Genomic DNA, 15,788 nt, shown 5'->3' with positions numbered 1-15,788 from the left:
GGCAAGTCGGGGTCGTCGGGCGGCCCAGGCTCAGAGGTGGCGCACGGTCAGTCGATCAGCGACCGGGCGAAGTCGCGATAGCTGTGCAGCGGGCGCCCGAGCATTTGCACCAGCCGCTCACGGTCCCCAGGTTGCGGAAGCATGCCGTCGCTGACATAGCGCTCGGCCATGAGTCTCATTTCGTAGGCCATCCAGGCCGGCATGAAGGTCGCCATGTTCTGCTCGAAGCCGCGCGGATCGTCACCGGCGTAGTGGATGGGGCGGCCCAGCAGTTCGCTCCAGATCGCCGCGGCGCCTGCGCCGGTGAGGCTGTCCGGGCCGACCAGGTTGATCGTTTCGCTGGGCAGCTTGTCGATCGCCTGATCGCGGCGGATGAGTTCGAGGGCTGCGACCTCGGCGATATCCCGGGCGTCGACCATGGCCACGCCCTTGCTGCCGATGGGCATGGGATAGATCCCATGCTGCAGGATGATGTCCTTGATCATGACCTCGTTGTCGATGAAGTAGGTGGGCCGCAGGACGGTGGCACTGAAACCCATGGCGTCCAGCATCCGCTCGCCGCCGAACTTCACGGCGAAGTGCGGCACGTTGACCGCGCTGTCAGCGCCAAAGACCGAGAGATAGACGATCCGCTCGACCCCGCTTTCCCGGGCGATGTTGAGGGTGATGAGCGCCTGGGTGAATTCGTCGCCGGTCACGGCGTTGAGCAGGAAGAGGGTGGAAACGCCAGCGAAGGCGCCGCGCAGTGAATCGAGATCCAGCAGGTCGCCCCGGATGACTTCCACCGCGGTGGGGAAAACGGCGTTGACCGGATTGCGTGTCAGCACCCGGACCTTGGCCTGGCGCTGTACCAGTTGGTGAACGAGGTGGCGGCCTACGCGGCCGGTGGCGCCAGTGACGAGGATGGTCATGTCGGTAACTCCAGATGGGTGAGGGTGGAGCCACCTTAAGTCGTCCCATGTTTCGCCAATAGCCGCTAGGATAGGGACATACCGTTCCATTATTGAGACAGCTTGATGGACTTCAGCCTGCTGGCCGATTTTCAGCTCATCGCCACTCACGGCGGCATTGGCAAGGCCAGTCGTGCCAGTGGCCGACCTAAGGCCAGCCTGTCGCGGCGGCTGGCCGAATTGGAAGAGGCGCTGGGGATACGCCTGATCGAGCGCGGCGGACGCAGCCTCGTCCTGACGCCTGCCGGGGTTGAATTGGCGGCCCGTACCCTGGGACCGCTGCGCGAGATTCAGGAGGCGGTGGCCGCGGTGCAGGAGGGCGTGGCTGTGCCCCGCGGGCGGCTGCGCATCGCGGCGCCGCTGCTGTTCTCCCAGGTGGCGCTGGGCCGGCTGAGTGCGGATTTCCGGCGGCAGTACCCGGAGATCCTCATCGAAGTGGTGGCCGAGGATCGCCTGGTCGATCTGGTGGAGGAACACTTCGACCTGGCCATTCGTATCAACCCCGCGCCCGACAGCACCCTGGTGGGTCGCTGCTTCGCCCGGGACCGCCGGGTGCTGGTCGCCGCGCCGGGCCTCGAAGGCCCTCTGGCGTCCGGCGCCGAACCTGCACGTCTGCCTGCGGTGGTCATGCCCGGCCAGCGCGAGGGCGAGGTCTGGACGCTGACGGAGGGCGGGGAGCGCTTCCTGCCCCAGCCGGTCTTGCAGCTGACTTCGCTGCTGACCATCCGCGAGGCGGTACTGGCCGGGGCGGGTGCGGCGCTATTACCGCTTTCGCTGGTGCAACGTCAGCTGGACGAAGGCGCGCTCAGGCGCTGGGGCACCCTCGCCGGTGAGACCGAACTCTGGGTGCTGCACACCTCGCGACGACTGCAGAGCCCCAAGGTGAAGGCCTTCGTCGCCTTCCTCTGCGCACGGTATCCAGACGGCACCTTTTTGCTGGACTAGCGACTGACGACGCCTGCCCCGTGGTCCACGGAACGACGGCCTGCATATCGCCCGCGCCCCTTTGTCCGGATAATGGCCGCCAATCTGTCTTCAAACCGGAAAGCTGTGCATGGAAATCAAGGTCAATTTTCTCGACAACCTGAGGCTCGAGGCCAAGTTCGACGACTTCTCGGTGATCGCCGATCAGCCCATCCGCTACAAGGGTGACGGCTCGGCCCCGGGGCCCTTCGACTATTTCCTGGCGTCCTCGGCGCTCTGCGCGGCCTATTTCGTCAAGCTCTACTGCCAGACCCGCGACATCTCCACCGACAACATCCGCCTGGCGCAGAGCAACATCGTCGACCCGGAGAACCGCTACAAGCAGACGTTCAAGATCCAGGTAGAGCTGCCCGCGGATCTCTCCGACAAGGATCGCCAGGGCATCCTCAGATCCATCGACCGCTGCACGGTGAAGAAGGCGGTGCAGGCCGGTCCGGACTTCATCATCGAGGCGGTGGAGAGTTTGGACGCCGATGCCCAGGCCCTGCTGTTGCCCAGCGATACCGGCAGCGAGACCTACGTTCCCGGCAAGGACCGGCCGCTGGAAGAGACCATCGCCAAGCTCTCGGGCATCCTCGCCAATCTGGGCATGAAGGTGGAGATCGCTTCCTGGCGCAATATCGTGCCCAACGTCTGGTCGCTGCACCTGCGCGATGTGCAGTCGGCGCTGTGCTTCACCAACGGCAAGGGCGCGACCAAGGAAGCGGCCCTGGCCTCGGCGCTGGGCGAATTCATCGAACGCCTCAACTGCAATTTCTTCTACAACGACCAGTACTGGGGCGAGGACATCGGCAACGCGGCCTTCGTCCACCACCCCGACGAGCGCTGGTTCCAGCCGGGCCCCAAGGATGCGCTGCCCCGGGAAATCCTCGATCGCCATTGCCGCAAGATCTATGACCCGGAAGGCGAACTGCGCGCCTCGCACCTGCACGACACCAATTCCGGCAATGTGGCACGCGGCATCTGCGCGCTGCCCTTCGTACGTCAGTCCGATGGCGAGGTGGTGTATTTCCCCTCGAACCTGATCGAGAACCTCTACCTCAGCAACGGCATGAGCGCGGGCAACACCCTGGCCGAAGCCCAGGTGCAGTGCCTGTCGGAGATCTTCGAGCGGGCGGTGAAGCGCGAGATCCTCGAAGGCGAACTCGCGTTGCCCGACGTGCCCGAGGCGGTGCTGGCGCGCTATCCCGCCATCGTCGAGGGCATCCGCGGCCTGGAGGTCCAGGGCTTTCCGGTGCTGGTCAAGGATGCCTCCCTGGGCGGCGAATTCCCGGTGATGTGCGTGACCCTGATGAATCCGCGCACCGGCGGGGTGTTCGCTTCCTTTGGCGCCCATCCACGCCTGGAGATCGCCCTGGAGCGCAGCCTCACCGAACTGCTGCAGGGGCGCAGCTTCGAGGGCCTCAACGACCTCCCGCAGCCGACCTTCGAGAGCCAGGCGCTGATGGAGCCGAACAATTTCGTCGAGCACTTCATCGACTCCAGCGGCCTGGTCTCCTGGCGCTTCTTCAGCGCCAAGGCCGACCATGACTTCGTCGACTGGGATTTCTCCCACGAGGGCGAAGATTCCACCGCCCAGGAGGCCGCCACCTTGTTCGGCATCCTCGCCGAACGGGATCTGGAAGCCTACATGGCGGTGTACGAGGAACTGGGCGCGCCGGCCTGCCGCATCCTGGTGCCGGGCTATTCGGAGATCTATCCGGTCGAGGACCTGATCTGGGACAACACCAACAAGGCGCTGGCGGTGCGCGAAGACATCCTCACGCTGCACCAGCTGGACGATGCGGCCCTGGAATCCCTGCTCGAACGCCTGGACGATACCCAGGTGGACGACTACACCCGCATCGCCACCCTGATCGGCGTGGAGTTCGACGAGAACACCGTCTGGGGCCAGCTGACCGTGCTGGAGCTCAAGCTGCTCATCCATCTGGCGCTGCAGCAATTCGAAGACGCCAAGGAAGAGGTGGAGACCTTCCTGCAGTTCAACGACAACACCCTGGAGCGCGGCCTGTTCTACCAGGCGCTCAATGCGGTGCTGGAAGTCGAGCTGGACGACGAACTGGAACTGGCCGACTTCGAAGTCAATTTCCGCCGGATGTTCGGCGACGAGCGCCTGGACGCCGCCCTGGGCTCGGTCTCGGGCGAGGTACGCTTCCATGGCCTGACGCCCACCAGCCTCAAGCTGGAAGGCCTCGACAAGCACCTGCGGCTGATCGACAGCTATCGCAAGCTGCACGCGGCGCGCGCCAGGGCGGCCGGGATTACGCTCTAACGGATAGCCCGCCCGGACCCGGGCGGGGCTTTCCCGGCGGTCAGCAGACCGCGATATGGGAATCCGCGCGCGGCTCGGTGCCGCCGCAGAGCACGCCGGTTTCCGGATCGCGGACGATGATCTGGCCGCGGCCGAAATCGGTGGAGTCGTGGGCGATCTCGATCTGGTGACCGCGCCGCGCCAGGCCGCTGGCCAGGGCCCGCGAAGCGGCCTGTTCGATGCCGACCTTCATGTCCCCCAGCCATTGCCAGCGCGGCGCGTCCAACGCCGCCTGGGGATTCAGGCCGAAGTCCACCAGGTTCATCACCATCTGCACATGCCCCTGGGGCTGCATGTAGCCCCCCATGACGCCAAAGGGACCGATGGGCACGTCGCCCTTGGTCAGGAAGCCGGGGATGATGGTGTGGAAGGTCTGCTTGCCCGGCGCCAGCGCGTTGGAGTGCCCGGTATCCAGGCTGAATTCCGAGCCGCGATTCTGCAGGCCGATGCCGCTGTCGGGCAGTACCACGCCAGAGCCGAAGCCGTGGTAGGCGCTCTGGATGAAGGACACCATGTTGCCCTCGCCATCGGCGGTGGCGATGTAGACGGTGCCGCTGGCCTGGGGATCGCCATGCAGCGGCGGCTGGGCCTGGTCGGTGATCTCGGCGCGGCGGCGGTCGGCGTAGGCCTCGTCCAGCAAGACGCTGGCGGCGACCCTCATGTGCTCGGGATCGGTGATGTAGTGCAGGCCGTCGGCATAGGCCTTCTTCATGGCCTCCAGCTGACGATGCCAGGTGAGCTGGCTGTCGCGCTGGTCGAAGTCGTAACCCTTGAGGATGTTCAGGGTCATGAGGGCGATCAGGCCCTGGCCACTCGGCGGAATCTCCCACACCTGGTAGCCGCGGTAGTCGACCTTGATCGGCTCCACCCAGCGCGGCTGGTAGCCGGCCAGGTCCGCTGCGCTCAGCTGGCCGCCGCTGGCCGCGGCATGGTCCGCCAGGCGCTTGGCGATGGCGCCCCGGTAGAAGCTCTCGCAGCGGGTCTGTGCCAGTTCCTCCAGGGTGCGGGCCTGGGCGGGGTTGCGAAACAGCTGGCCGGCGACCGGTGCCTGGCCGTCGATGAGGAAGGTGTCGAACCAGGCTTCCAGCTCGGGCGTCTGGTCCCGGCTGGCCTGGTACTCGGCCTGGGCGATACGCCACTGGTGGGCGACCACCGGCGACACCGGGAAGCCGTCCCGGGCCAGGGCGATGGCGGGTTCGAACAGGGTGGCGAAGGGCAGCTTGCCGAAGCGGCGCGACAGCTCGGCCCAGGCCGCGGGGCAGCCCGGCACCGTGACCGGCAGCCAGCCGTGCACCGGCATGCGCTCGTGGCCGGCGGCCTTGACCGTGGCGATGTCGAGGCTGGCCGGGGCATGGCCGCTGGCGTCCAGCCCGTGCAGCTGGTCCTTGACCCAGACCAGGGCGAAGGCATCGCCGCCAATGGCGTTGCCGGTAGGTTCCACCACGGTCAGGGCCGCGGCGGTGGCGATGGCCGCGTCGATGGCGTTGCCGCCCTGGCGCAGCATGGTGATGCCGGCTTCGGCGGCCAGCGGCTGGGAGGTGGCGACCATGCCATTGCGCGCGAAGACGCTCTGGCGTTGCGAGGCGTAGGGGTAGTCGTGGGCAGAGAAATTCAGCATGGCAGGCTCTTCGAGGTCATTGTCCGGTCTTGATGCGGGTCCACTCGCGGGTCATCAGCCGCTGGATCTGCGGCGGCAGGTCGGCGGAGACGTAGAGGCGCTCGGCGATGGCCTCGCTCGGGTAGATGCCCGGGTTGTCGCGCACCTTGGCATCGAGCAGGGCGGTGGCGTCGCGGTTGGGATTGGCATAGCCGACATAGTCGCTGACCGGGGCGATCACCTCGGGGCGCAGCAGGTAGTCGATCAGTGCCAGGGCGCCCTTAGGATTCTTGGCGTCCTTAGGGATGGCGAGCATGTCGAACCAGAGATTGGCACCTTCCTTGGGGATCACGTAGCGCACGTCGCTGGTCTTGCCGGCTTCCCTGGCGCGGCTCTGGGCCTGCATGACGTCGCCCGAATAGCCCATGGCCATGCAGACGTCGCCGTTGGCCAGGTCGGTGATGTACTTGCTGGAGCTGAAATAGGTCACCGACGGCTTGAGCTGCTGCAGCAGCGCGGAGGCCTTGCGGTAGTCCTCGGGGTTCTGGCTGTTGGGGTCCAGGCCCAGGTAGTGCAGGGTCTGGGCGAAGACCTTTTGCGGCGCATCGAGCAGGGCCACGCCGCAGCCCTTGAGTTTGGCCAGGTTCTCCGGCTTGAACAGCAGGTCCCAGGAATCCACTGGGGCGCCATCGCCCAGGGCGGCGCGGACCTTGGCGGCGTTGTAGCCAATGCCTACGGTGCCCCAGAGGTAGGGCACGGCGTAGCGATTGCCGGGATCGGCCGCCTCCAGGCGCTGCATGAGCCGTGTATCCAGATGCTGCCAGTTAGGCAGCCGGCTGCGATCCAGCGGCTGGTAGGCGCCCGCCTTGATCTGCTTGGTGAGGAACTGGTTGGACGGCACCACCAGGTCATAGCCGGAGTGGCCGGACAGCAGCTTGGCTTCGAGCATCTCGTTGGTGTCGAAGACGTCGTAGCGCACCTGGACGCCGCTGGCCTCGGTGAACTGCTTGAGGGTGTCCGGACCTATGTAGTCCGACCAGTTGTAGAAGCGCACCTCGGACTCGGCGGCCTGAGCCAGGGGCGTCAGGCAGAGGGCGAGGGCGGCCAGCAGGGGACGAACAGTCATGAAGGTCTCCGGTCTAGAGCACGCGGCTGAGGAATTCGCGGGTGCGTGGATGGGTGGGATTGCCGAACACCTGGGCCGGCGGGCCTTCTTCGATCAGCTCGCCCTGGTGCAACACCACCACGCGGTCGGCCACCTCGCGGGCGAAACCCATCTCGTGGGTCACTACCACCATGGTCATGCCGTCTTCGGCCAGCTCCTTCATCACCTGCAGCACCTCGCCAACGGTTTCAGGGTCGAGGGCGCTGGTGGGTTCGTCGAACAGCATGGCCTGGGGTTTCATCGCCAGGGCGCGGGCGATGGCGACACGCTGCTGCTGGCCGCCGGAGAGTTGCGCCGGATAGTGATCGGCCTTGTCGGATAGGCGCACCCGGGCGAGCAGGGCGCGCGCCTGCTCCACGGCGGCAGCCCGCGCCACGCTCAGCACCTGGATGGGCGCCTCGATGATGTTTTCCAGCACCGTCATGTGCGGGAAGAGGTTGAACCTCTGGAACACCATGCCGATGTCGCGGCGGCGGCGGGCGATGTTGCGCTCCGAATCCCGCACCCGACGGCCGTCGGGACGTTCGCGAAAGCCCATCAGCTCGCCGTTGACGCGGATGGTGCCGCCCTGGATCTCTTCCAGCTGATTGAGGCAGCGGATGAAGGTGGTCTTGCCCGAGCCGGAGGCGCCGATCAGCACCACCACCTCGCCACGGCGCACCTCCAGGGTCACGCCCTTGAGGATGTCCAGCTCGCCGAAGGCCTTGTGTACCTCCAGTGCCTGGATCACAACGTCTTGCGTGGTCGTCATGGCTAGCGTCCCCGTAGCTTGAAGCCCTGCAGGCTGAACAGCCGGCCGGTGGCGGTGGGTCGTTGACCGTCGGCCTTGCCGAAGCGCCGCTCCAGCCAGGACTGGAAGAGCCCCCACAGGGTCGTGAGGACCAGGAAGTAGATGGCGACCACCAGGTACAGCTCGAAGACGCGGAAGGTCGCCGAGGTGATCATCTGGGTGCTGAGCAGCAGCTCCTGCACCCCGATGACGCTGACCAGGGTGGTGTTCTTGAGCATCACGTTGAACTCGTTGCCGAGCGGCGGAATGATCACCCGCAGCGCCTGGGGCAGCACGATGCGGCGCATCAGCTTGGCCGGCGTCATGCCCAGGGAGCGGGCCGCCTCGTACTGGCCGCGATCCACCGCGCCGATGCCGGCGCGGATGATCTCGGCCATGTAGGCGCCTTCGTTGAGACCCAGGGCGATGATGGCGGCCTGGATGTTGCCCGGGATCACCAGAAAACCCAGGTCCAGGTCCTCGAAGCGAAAGATGCCGCCGGCAGCCAGGGCCGTGTAGAGGAAGACGATCTGCACCAGGAGTGGCGTGCCGCGCATCAGCCACACATAGCCGCGCACCGGGTATTGCAGCGCCCGGTAGCGCGACAGCCGTGCCAGCGCCGCCAGCAGGCCGAGCGCGCAGCCCAGCAGCATGGCGCCGATGGCGATGACGCAGGTCAGCCAGAGGCCGTAGAGGTAGACGTCGCTCGGGTGCAACAGGTACTGCCAGAACACATCCCAGCTGAAGTTCATCATGGCCATCCTTTAATCGAGCTTGTCGCCTTCCAGGTGCCACTTCGCCATGAGCGAGGCGTAGCTGCCGTCGGCCCTCATGTCGGCGAGAATCTGGGTGAGGGCCGCGCTGAGCTGGCTGTCGTCCTTGCGCACGCCGACGCCGGTGAGGATGCGGGCAAAGGCCGGCACGCCGGTCTCGAACTGGCCGGGCGCCACGCCCTGGTAGTAGGCGGCGGTTTCCACGGTGGTGCCGTAGGCGTCGGTCTGGCCCAGGCGCAGGGCCTGGAAGGCGTCGGTGTCACTGTTGTAGGCCACCAGCTTCATGGGCGCCTTGCCGGCCTTCTTCAGCTCTTCGTTGTGGGCGTCGAGCAGGGTGCGGATGGTGGAGCCATTGAGCACCGCCACCTTCTTGCCGGCGAGGTCGTCCAGGGTGTGGATGCCGGCCTTGTTGCCGCTGGGCACCACCACTGCCTGGCTGGAATACATGTAGTTGACGATGTCGATCACCTGGCGGCGCTCGGGCTTGTCGAACAGCTGGTCGATGAGCACATCGCACTGACCGGCGAGCAGCGCCGGGATCAGCCCCGAGAAGGGCACCACGCGCCAATCGACCTTCTTGTCGCCAAGGCGCTTGGCGATCTCGGCACCAAGGTCGACGGTCAGGCCCTTGGGCTTCTGGGCTTCGTCGAAGAAGCCGATCGGCGGGGTATCGAGGGCGCCGCAATAGGTGATCTTGGACGCCTTGGCCAGGCGGTCGGGGATCTGGGGTGCGGCCTGGGTGAAGCCGGCGACGAGGGTCAGGGCGAGCAGACTGCAGGAAAGCCGGTGGCGGGTCATGGTCTTCTCCGGAAGGACGAGGGTTGGCTGGGCGGATGGCTCAACGCGGGGGCTCAGGTCGGGTCTGGTCGCCCGATCGTTCGATAAAGGTCAGCAGGTCGGGCACCGTGCCCTCGATGTGCTCGCGCAGTACCCGTTCGGCCTCGACGGCGTCTCCGGCGCGCAGGGCGGCAAGGATGGGCGCGTGTTCGTCACGCGCCGACTGGGGGCGGTCGGCGTGCAGCCAGAGCTGCATGTGCGGCTCGATCAGGGCGTAGAGGCCGTTGATCTGGCGCAGCAGCCGCGGGCGGCCGGCCAGGCTGCACAGGTATTCGTGGAAGGCGCGGTGCTGGGCGACCCAGGCGCCGGGTTCCTGCTCGTCGTCCAGGTCTTCCAGTAGGCGTTCCAGGCGGGTCATCTCGCGCGGCCCGACATGGGGCGTGGCCAGGCGGATCGCCAGCCCTTCCAAGGCGCCACGCATCTCGAACACCTCGCGCATGTCGTCCAGGTCCAGCCCGCTGACCACCGCGCCGCGGTGCGGCCGGAGGATCACCAGGCCCTCGGCGGCCAGGCGCTGGAAGGCGCTGCGCACCGGCATGCGACTCATGCCCAGGGTGGTGGCAATGTCCTCGGCGATCAGCCGCTCGCCGTTGCGATAGCGCCCGGCGCAGATGGCCTGCAGCAGGTGGCGATAGGCCTCTTCTTCGGCGCTCAGGGCGGCGGAGCGGGACAGGGCGGAGAGCGGCATGGCTGGCTTCCTGGATTTTTGTATCCAATCTGCCAGAGCAAGGGCCATGCCAGGGAGGGCAAGGTGCGCCAGTGCTGGGTTGGGAGCCTGAGCGCCTGGTGGCCGCCGTTACCTTTTGCACCGCTCTGGGTCGCCGCTGGGGCCCTTTGCTACCCGAGGACCCGAAACGGGGCGGCCGCTGGCGTCAGTCCAGCAACTGGCCATCGGCGGCGAAGAAGGGGTAGGGCCCCGGGTAGTTGCCCAGCGGCAGATGGTGGGTCACCAGGGCCTCGTCCGCCCAGCGATGCAGCAGCAGCCCTGGCGGCTCCAGGCGGAAGCGCGACGGCGCCGCCTCGCGCAGGTCCAGCTCGACCTGGTGCGACACGCCGGGACAGACGCAGGCCAGGGTGCCGCCGAAGCGGCGCTGGATCAGCCGGTGCAGATGCCCGCAAAGCAGCCGCTCCACCTGGGGATGACGGCGGATGACGGCTTCCAGCTCGGCGCCGCCGTCCAGGCCGATGCGATCCATATGACCGATGCCGACCGGGAAGGGCGGGTGATGCAGGAGCACCAGGGTCGGCTGCGCGGGCGCCTGGCTGAGCTGGTCGTCGAGCCAGGCCAGCTGAGACGCATCGAGACGACCGCCGTGCTCTCCGGGAATATGGGTATCCAGGCCGATCAGCCGCAGCGGGCCGCAGTCCTGCTGCCAGTCCAAGGTGCCCTGGGTCGGTAGATAACGGTGGTCGGCGAAGGCGGCGCGCAGGGCGGCGCGGTCGTCGTGGTTGCCGGGGATGACGAAGAAGGGCATGACCAGTTCGGTCAGCACTTCACGCAGGGTGGCGTATTCCTCGGGGGTGCCGAAGTCCACCAGGTCGCCGGTGATGACCAGGGCATCCGGGCGCGGCTGCAGGGCGTTGAGGTGGCTCACCGCGATGCGCAGCGCGCCGAGGGTATCGACCACGCCGTAGGACAGCCGACCGCCGGCCTTGATGTGCAGGTCGCTGAGCTGGGCCAGGAGGAAGGGTTCGTGCATGAGATTCTCCGATCAGGACGCCAGGGTGAAGAGGGCGTCGGGGTGCACGTTCAGGTGCAGCAGGTCGCCCGGCTGGGCCTGCACGTTCTGGGCGGTGTCGACCAGCAGCGGCTGGCCGGTGCCCACTTCCACCAGCAGCCGCGAATGGGCGCCCTGGAAGAACTGACCGACCAGGATGCCGACGAGGTGCGCAGGCGTTGTGCTGGGCTCCAGGTGTTCCGGGCGGCAGAACAGGGTGCTGGCCGAACCGGTCCAGGGCAGGCGACCGCCCGCGACGGCCACCTCGTTGCCCGTCTGGCTGCGCACCTCGAAGCGATTGAGCTGGCCGACGAAACCGGCCACGAAGCGACTGGCCGGGCGCTGGTAGATCTGCGCCGGCGTGCCGATCTGGGCGATGCGCCCGTCGCCCATCACCACGATGCGGTCGCCCAGCGCCAGGGCCTCCTGCTGGTCGTGGGTGACATAGACCGCCGTGGTACCCAGCTCGCGCAACAGGGCGCCGATGTCGGCCCGCAGCTGCTCGCGCAACTGGGCGTCCAGGGCTGCCAGGGGTTCGTCGAACAGGAGCACCCGCGGCCGTGGCGCCAGTGCGCGGGCCAGGGCCACGCGCTGGCGCTGGCCACCGGACAGCTGCTGGATGCGCCGGTCGGCCAGGGCCTCCAGCTGCATCATGGCCAGCAATTCGGCGACCCGGGCATCGCGCTCGGCGCGCGTCAGGCCACGGATCTTCAGGCCGTAGGCGATGTTGCCGGCCACGTCCAGGTTGGGGAACAGGGCGTAGTTCTGGAACACCATGCCGACGTCGCGGCGCTCGATGGGCAGGGCGGTGACGTCACGGTCGTCGAACAGCACCTGGCCGCCGGCATCGGGCTGCTCCAGGCCGGCGATCAGGCGCAGGGTGGTGGTCTTGCCGCAGCCGGACGGGCCAAGGAACACCAGGGTCTCGCCCGGGTGGATGTCGAGGTCCAGGGGCTGCAGCACCTGGCGGCCTCCGGCAAAGGTCTTGGCGCAGTGGCGCAGGCGAACGGCGGTACCTTGGGTCATCGCAGGGCTCCACGGGAGAGGCGGGCGCTGAGGGCCTGGAGGGCGACCAGCAGCGGCACGATCAGCAAGAGGAAGATCAGGGTGTAGGCGGAGCCCACCTCCAGCCGCGCCGAGGCGTAGCTGTCGGCCAGGCCCACCGGCAGGGTCTTGGTCAGGGGCGTGTGCAGCATCCAGGTGAGGTTGAATTCGCCCAGCGAGAGGGTGATCACCATGAGGCTGCCGGCGAGGATGCCGGCGCGGGCATTGGGCACCACCACGCCGAAGAAGCGCCGCCAGGGACCGGCGCCCAGGCTGGCCGCGGCTTCTTCCAGCTGCGGCAATTGGCTGCGCCTGAGCACCGCCATCACCGGGCGGATCAGGAAGGGCAGGGTGAACAGCAGGTGGCCGACCAGGATGATCACCGGGCTGCGGCGAAAGCCGCCAAGGTGCCCGTAGGTCAGCAGCAGCGCCAGGGCCGAGGCGAAGCCGGGCATGGCCACCGGCAGCACCAGCAATTCCTCGAAGGCGCGGGCGAAGCGGTTGTCCATCCGTACCAGGGCATAGGCCGCGGGGACACCGAGCATGACCGCGAGGGCCGCCGTGCCCAGCGCCAGTTGCAGCGACAGCCAGACGGTGGGGGCATAGGCCTGCCAGACCTGGATCACCCAGTCGAGGGTCAGGCCGCTGGCGAGGCCCTGGAAGTAGTTGCGGGTAAGGCCGGCCAGCACCGAGAGCAGCACGGGCACCAATAGGAAGGCGGCCACCAGCAGGGTGAACAGCAGTTGCAGCCAGAAACGCAGGGGACGATTCATCGCAAGTCTCCCTGGGTGCCGCCGAGGCGCCGAGCCAGCAGCAGGACCAGCCAGGTGACGAGGCCGAGCACCACCGAGAGCGCTGCCGCCACGCCGAAGTTGGCGAAGTTGGTGAAGGTGTCGTAGATGGCGATGGGCGTCACAGAGAGCCGTGTGCCGAGGGTGAAGGCCGTGCCGAAGGCGCCCATGGCGGTGGCGAAGCAGAGCGCGCCGCTGGACAGCAGGGCTGGGGTCAGACCGGGGATCAGCACATCGCGCACCACGGCAAAGAGCCCGGCGCCCAGGGAGCGGGCCGCTTCTTCCAGACTGGTGTCGAGGGTTTCGCAGGCTGCCATCACCGTGAGGATCACCCGCGGGATGGAAAAATAGAGATAGCCCAGAAAGAGCCCGAACAGCGAATAGGCGAACACCCAGGGTTCATCGAACAGGCTGCGCCCAAGGCCGGCGAACAGACCCTGGCGGCCGCCCAGCAGGATGATCAAAAAGCCCACCACCACGCCGGGAAAGGCCAGCGGAAAGGTCAGCAGCGCCACCAGCAGGCTGCGCCCGACGAAGGCATGGCGCGCCAGGAAGCAGCCGGTGATGCCGGCCACCACCAGGGTAGCCAGGGTGGTGACGGCGGCCAGGGCCACCGTCTGGGCGAGCCCGGATAGATAGCCGGCGCTGGTCAGCACCTGCCAGTAGCCGGAGCTGCCCGCGGCGTCCGGGCGGGCGCCGAGCACCAGCAGCTGCGCCAGCGGCAACAGCCAGAACGCCAGCAGGAAGGCGCTCGCCGGTGCCAGGGCGACGAGTGCCGGCCAGGGTAGCCGACGCGGCGCCCGAGGGCACCCGAGGGAGATGGCGAGGCCCTGCATCTCAACGCACCTCGGCCTGGTAGCGCTTGGCGAAGGCTTCCTGGACCGCTGCCATGTGGCCATAGTCCACGGTGCCGGCGCGGGCATAGTCGGCAGCGGGCAGGAAGCGCGCCTTGACCTCGTCCGGCAGCGGCACGTCCCGCACCGGGCGCAGATAGGCCTGGGCCCAGAGCGCCTGGCCCTTGTCCGACAGCACGTAGTCCAGCACCTTCTCGCCATTGCCGCGGTGCGGCGCGCCCTTCACCAGGCTCATGGTGTAGGGCACGGTCAGGCTGCCTTCCTGGGGAATGACGAAGGCCACCGGGGCGTTGTCCTTGTAGCGGGCGCGATAGGCGTTGAAGTCGTAGTCCACCAGGATCGGGATCTCACCGGACAGCAGGCGCGCATAGGCGGTCTGCTTGGGCACGATGGGATCGTTGGCCGCCAGCTTCTTGAAGAAGCCCAGCGCCGGGCCGAAGTCGTCGAGCGTGCCGCCCAGGGCCTGGTTCACCGCCACGGCGGTGACGTAGCCGACGAAGGCGCTGGAGGGATCCAGGTAGCCGACCAGGCCGCGGTACTCGGGCTTGAGCAGATCGCTCCAGCGCTGGGGTACCGGCTTGCCGCCCAGGGCCTGGGTATTGACCATGAAACCGAGGGTGCCGGAGTGAATGGCGGTCCACTGGCCCTTGGGATCCTTGAGGCCAGCAGGGACCTGGTCCCAATGCTTGGGCCGATAGGGCTCCAGCACCCCGGCCTTGTCGGCCTGGATGCCAAAGGTCACCCCGTAGTAGACGACGTCGGCCACCGGGGCTTCGCGTTCGGCCACCAGCTGAGCCAGGGACTGGCCGGAATTCTTGTTGTCCTGGGGCACCTGGATGCCGGTATCGGCGGCGATGGCCTTGAGCTGGGCGCCCCAGTCGGCCCATTCCAGCGGGCAGTTGTAGCAGATGGCGGTTTCGGCGGCCTGGGCGCTGGCCAGACCGCAAGCCAGGGCCACACCGGCCAGGAGACGACGCAAGGGGAATCGGGATTTCATCGGCAAGGCTCCTTCAAAGGACCGGCACTGGTGCCGGGACGGACGAGGCAGGGCAGGCACTGCTGGTGGGTGGCACTGCCGGCGATCAGCGCCAGCAATTCGGTGACGAGCACGGCGCCCAGGCTCTGCAGCGGCTGCATGACACTGCACAGGCTGGGTTCCAGGCGGGCGCCCATGGCGATGCCATCGAAGCCCACCACCGAGAGGTCGTTGGGGACGGATAGCCCATGCCGCTGCAGCTCGGCGATGACGCTGATGGCCAGCAGGTCGTTGGTGCAGAGCAGGGCGGTCGGCGCATGGCGCTCCAGCAGTGGGGCCAGCTCCGCCCAGTCGGCGTCGGTATGGCTGGCCAGCTCCAGGCGCGGCAGCAGGGGCAGGGCGGCGGCGTCCATCGCCTGGCAATAGCCGGTGAAGCGCCGCTCGCTGCGATCCGATTGCTGGGCCGGCCCCGAGACCAGGGCGATCCGTTGGTGACCCAGGGCGAGCAGGTGCTCGGTGGCCATGGCCATGCCCTGGCAGTTGTCCACCGCCACCGCTGCATAGGGGCGCTGGGGCTCGTGGTAGGCGAGGATGAAGGGCGTCTGCTCCCGGCTCAGCTCGGCCAGCACCTGGCTGCGGTCGGCATCGGCCACCGTCAGCACCAGGCCGGCGACACGCTGGCGCAAGAGTTCTTCCACCACCGCCGCCTCGCGCTCGGGCTGGTAATCGGTGGTGGCGATCACCAGGGAGTAGCCCTGGCTACGGGCGGTGCGCTCCATGGCCTGCAGCTGCTCGGCGAACACCGGGTTGAGCAGGCTGGGTACCACCACGCCGATCAGCCGGGTGCTCTGCTGGCGCAGCTGGCGACCCAGCAGGTTGGGCCGGAAGTTGAGGCTACGCGCAGCATCCAGCACACGCTGCCGGGTGCTCTCGCGCACCTGTTCGGGCGTGGCGAAGGCCCGCGCCGCGGTGGCCCGGGAGACGCCTGCCTGCTGCGCTACCTGTTTCAGATCGGTCAT

At 67.7% G+C, this 15,788-nt stretch carries 15 protein-coding genes; 2 read left to right on the top strand and 13 right to left on the bottom strand.

What is annotated here, in order from left to right; genetic code table 11:
* Positions 1-47: 47 nt before the first annotated feature.
* Positions 48-911 (bottom strand): SDR family oxidoreductase, encoded by an 864-nt coding sequence (locus APT59_RS12470; protein WP_059315136.1) that lies wholly within the window; start codon positions 909-911, stop codon positions 48-50.
* A gap of 105 nt (positions 912-1,016) precedes the next feature.
* Here APT59_RS12470 and APT59_RS12465 point away from each other — a divergent pair, with 105 nt between their 5' ends.
* Positions 1,017-1,895, top strand: a complete 879-nt coding sequence (locus APT59_RS12465) for a LysR family transcriptional regulator (RefSeq protein WP_059315135.1) — start codon at positions 1,017-1,019, stop codon at positions 1,893-1,895.
* Between the two features lie 109 nt (positions 1,896-2,004).
* The gene (locus tag APT59_RS12460) at positions 2,005-4,206 is read left to right on the top strand and encodes an OsmC domain/YcaO domain-containing protein (RefSeq protein WP_059315134.1); all 2,202 of its coding nucleotides are present in this window, start codon (positions 2,005-2,007) and stop codon (positions 4,204-4,206) included.
* Positions 4,207-4,246: 40 nt separating this feature from the next.
* On the opposite strand, the gene APT59_RS12455 is transcribed toward APT59_RS12460, so the two are convergent.
* The 12 genes from APT59_RS12455 to APT59_RS12400 form a co-directional block, all read right to left on the bottom strand.
* Positions 4,247-5,863, bottom strand: coding sequence for a gamma-glutamyltransferase family protein (locus tag APT59_RS12455; RefSeq protein WP_059315133.1), 1,617 nt, complete (start codon positions 5,861-5,863; stop codon positions 4,247-4,249).
* Positions 5,864-5,879: 16 nt separating this feature from the next.
* Positions 5,880-6,968 (bottom strand): polyamine ABC transporter substrate-binding protein, encoded by a 1,089-nt coding sequence (locus APT59_RS12450; protein WP_059315132.1) that lies wholly within the window; start codon positions 6,966-6,968, stop codon positions 5,880-5,882.
* A gap of 13 nt (positions 6,969-6,981) precedes the next feature.
* Positions 6,982-7,758, bottom strand: a complete 777-nt coding sequence (locus APT59_RS12445) for an amino acid ABC transporter ATP-binding protein (protein WP_059315131.1) — start codon at positions 7,756-7,758, stop codon at positions 6,982-6,984.
* A gap of 2 nt (positions 7,759-7,760) precedes the next feature.
* Complete coding sequence (locus APT59_RS12440) at positions 7,761-8,528, bottom strand: amino acid ABC transporter permease (protein WP_059315130.1); 768 nt, start codon at positions 8,526-8,528, stop codon at positions 7,761-7,763.
* 12 nt (positions 8,529-8,540) lie between these two features.
* Complete coding sequence (locus APT59_RS12435; protein ID WP_059315129.1) at positions 8,541-9,347, bottom strand: ABC transporter substrate-binding protein; 807 nt, start codon at positions 9,345-9,347, stop codon at positions 8,541-8,543.
* Positions 9,348-9,387: 40 nt separating this feature from the next.
* Positions 9,388-10,074: a GntR family transcriptional regulator gene (locus tag APT59_RS12430; protein WP_059315128.1), complete on the bottom strand. Its 687-nt coding sequence runs from the start codon at positions 10,072-10,074 to the stop codon at positions 9,388-9,390.
* Between the two features lie 184 nt (positions 10,075-10,258).
* Entirely contained in the window at positions 10,259-11,086 is an 828-nt protein-coding gene (locus APT59_RS12425; RefSeq protein ID WP_059315127.1) for a phosphodiesterase, read from the bottom strand.
* Between the two features lie 12 nt (positions 11,087-11,098).
* Positions 11,099-12,130: an ABC transporter ATP-binding protein gene (locus APT59_RS12420; RefSeq protein WP_059315126.1), complete on the bottom strand. Its 1,032-nt coding sequence runs from the start codon at positions 12,128-12,130 to the stop codon at positions 11,099-11,101.
* Entirely contained in the window at positions 12,127-12,921 is a 795-nt protein-coding gene (locus tag APT59_RS12415) for an ABC transporter permease (protein WP_059315125.1), read from the bottom strand. The genes APT59_RS12420 and APT59_RS12415 overlap by 4 nt, the downstream gene beginning before the upstream one ends.
* Entirely contained in the window at positions 12,918-13,775 is an 858-nt protein-coding gene (locus tag APT59_RS12410; protein WP_059315124.1) for an ABC transporter permease, read from the bottom strand. Before APT59_RS12410 ends, APT59_RS12415 begins: the two co-directional genes overlap by 4 nt.
* A gap of 1 nt (position 13,776) precedes the next feature.
* Positions 13,777-14,790, bottom strand: a complete 1,014-nt coding sequence (locus APT59_RS12405) for an ABC transporter substrate-binding protein (RefSeq protein WP_059315123.1) — start codon at positions 14,788-14,790, stop codon at positions 13,777-13,779.
* Positions 14,787-15,788, bottom strand: a complete 1,002-nt coding sequence (locus APT59_RS12400; RefSeq protein WP_059315122.1) for a substrate-binding domain-containing protein — start codon at positions 15,786-15,788, stop codon at positions 14,787-14,789. The genes APT59_RS12405 and APT59_RS12400 overlap by 4 nt, the downstream gene beginning before the upstream one ends.

This window comes from Pseudomonas oryzihabitans (genome assembly GCF_001518815.1).
GTDB classification, from domain to species: domain Bacteria; phylum Pseudomonadota; class Gammaproteobacteria; order Pseudomonadales; family Pseudomonadaceae; genus Chryseomonas; species Chryseomonas oryzihabitans_E.
Note: the sequence above shows the minus strand (reverse complement) of the source record. Positions and strands in the feature narration are given on the sequence as shown.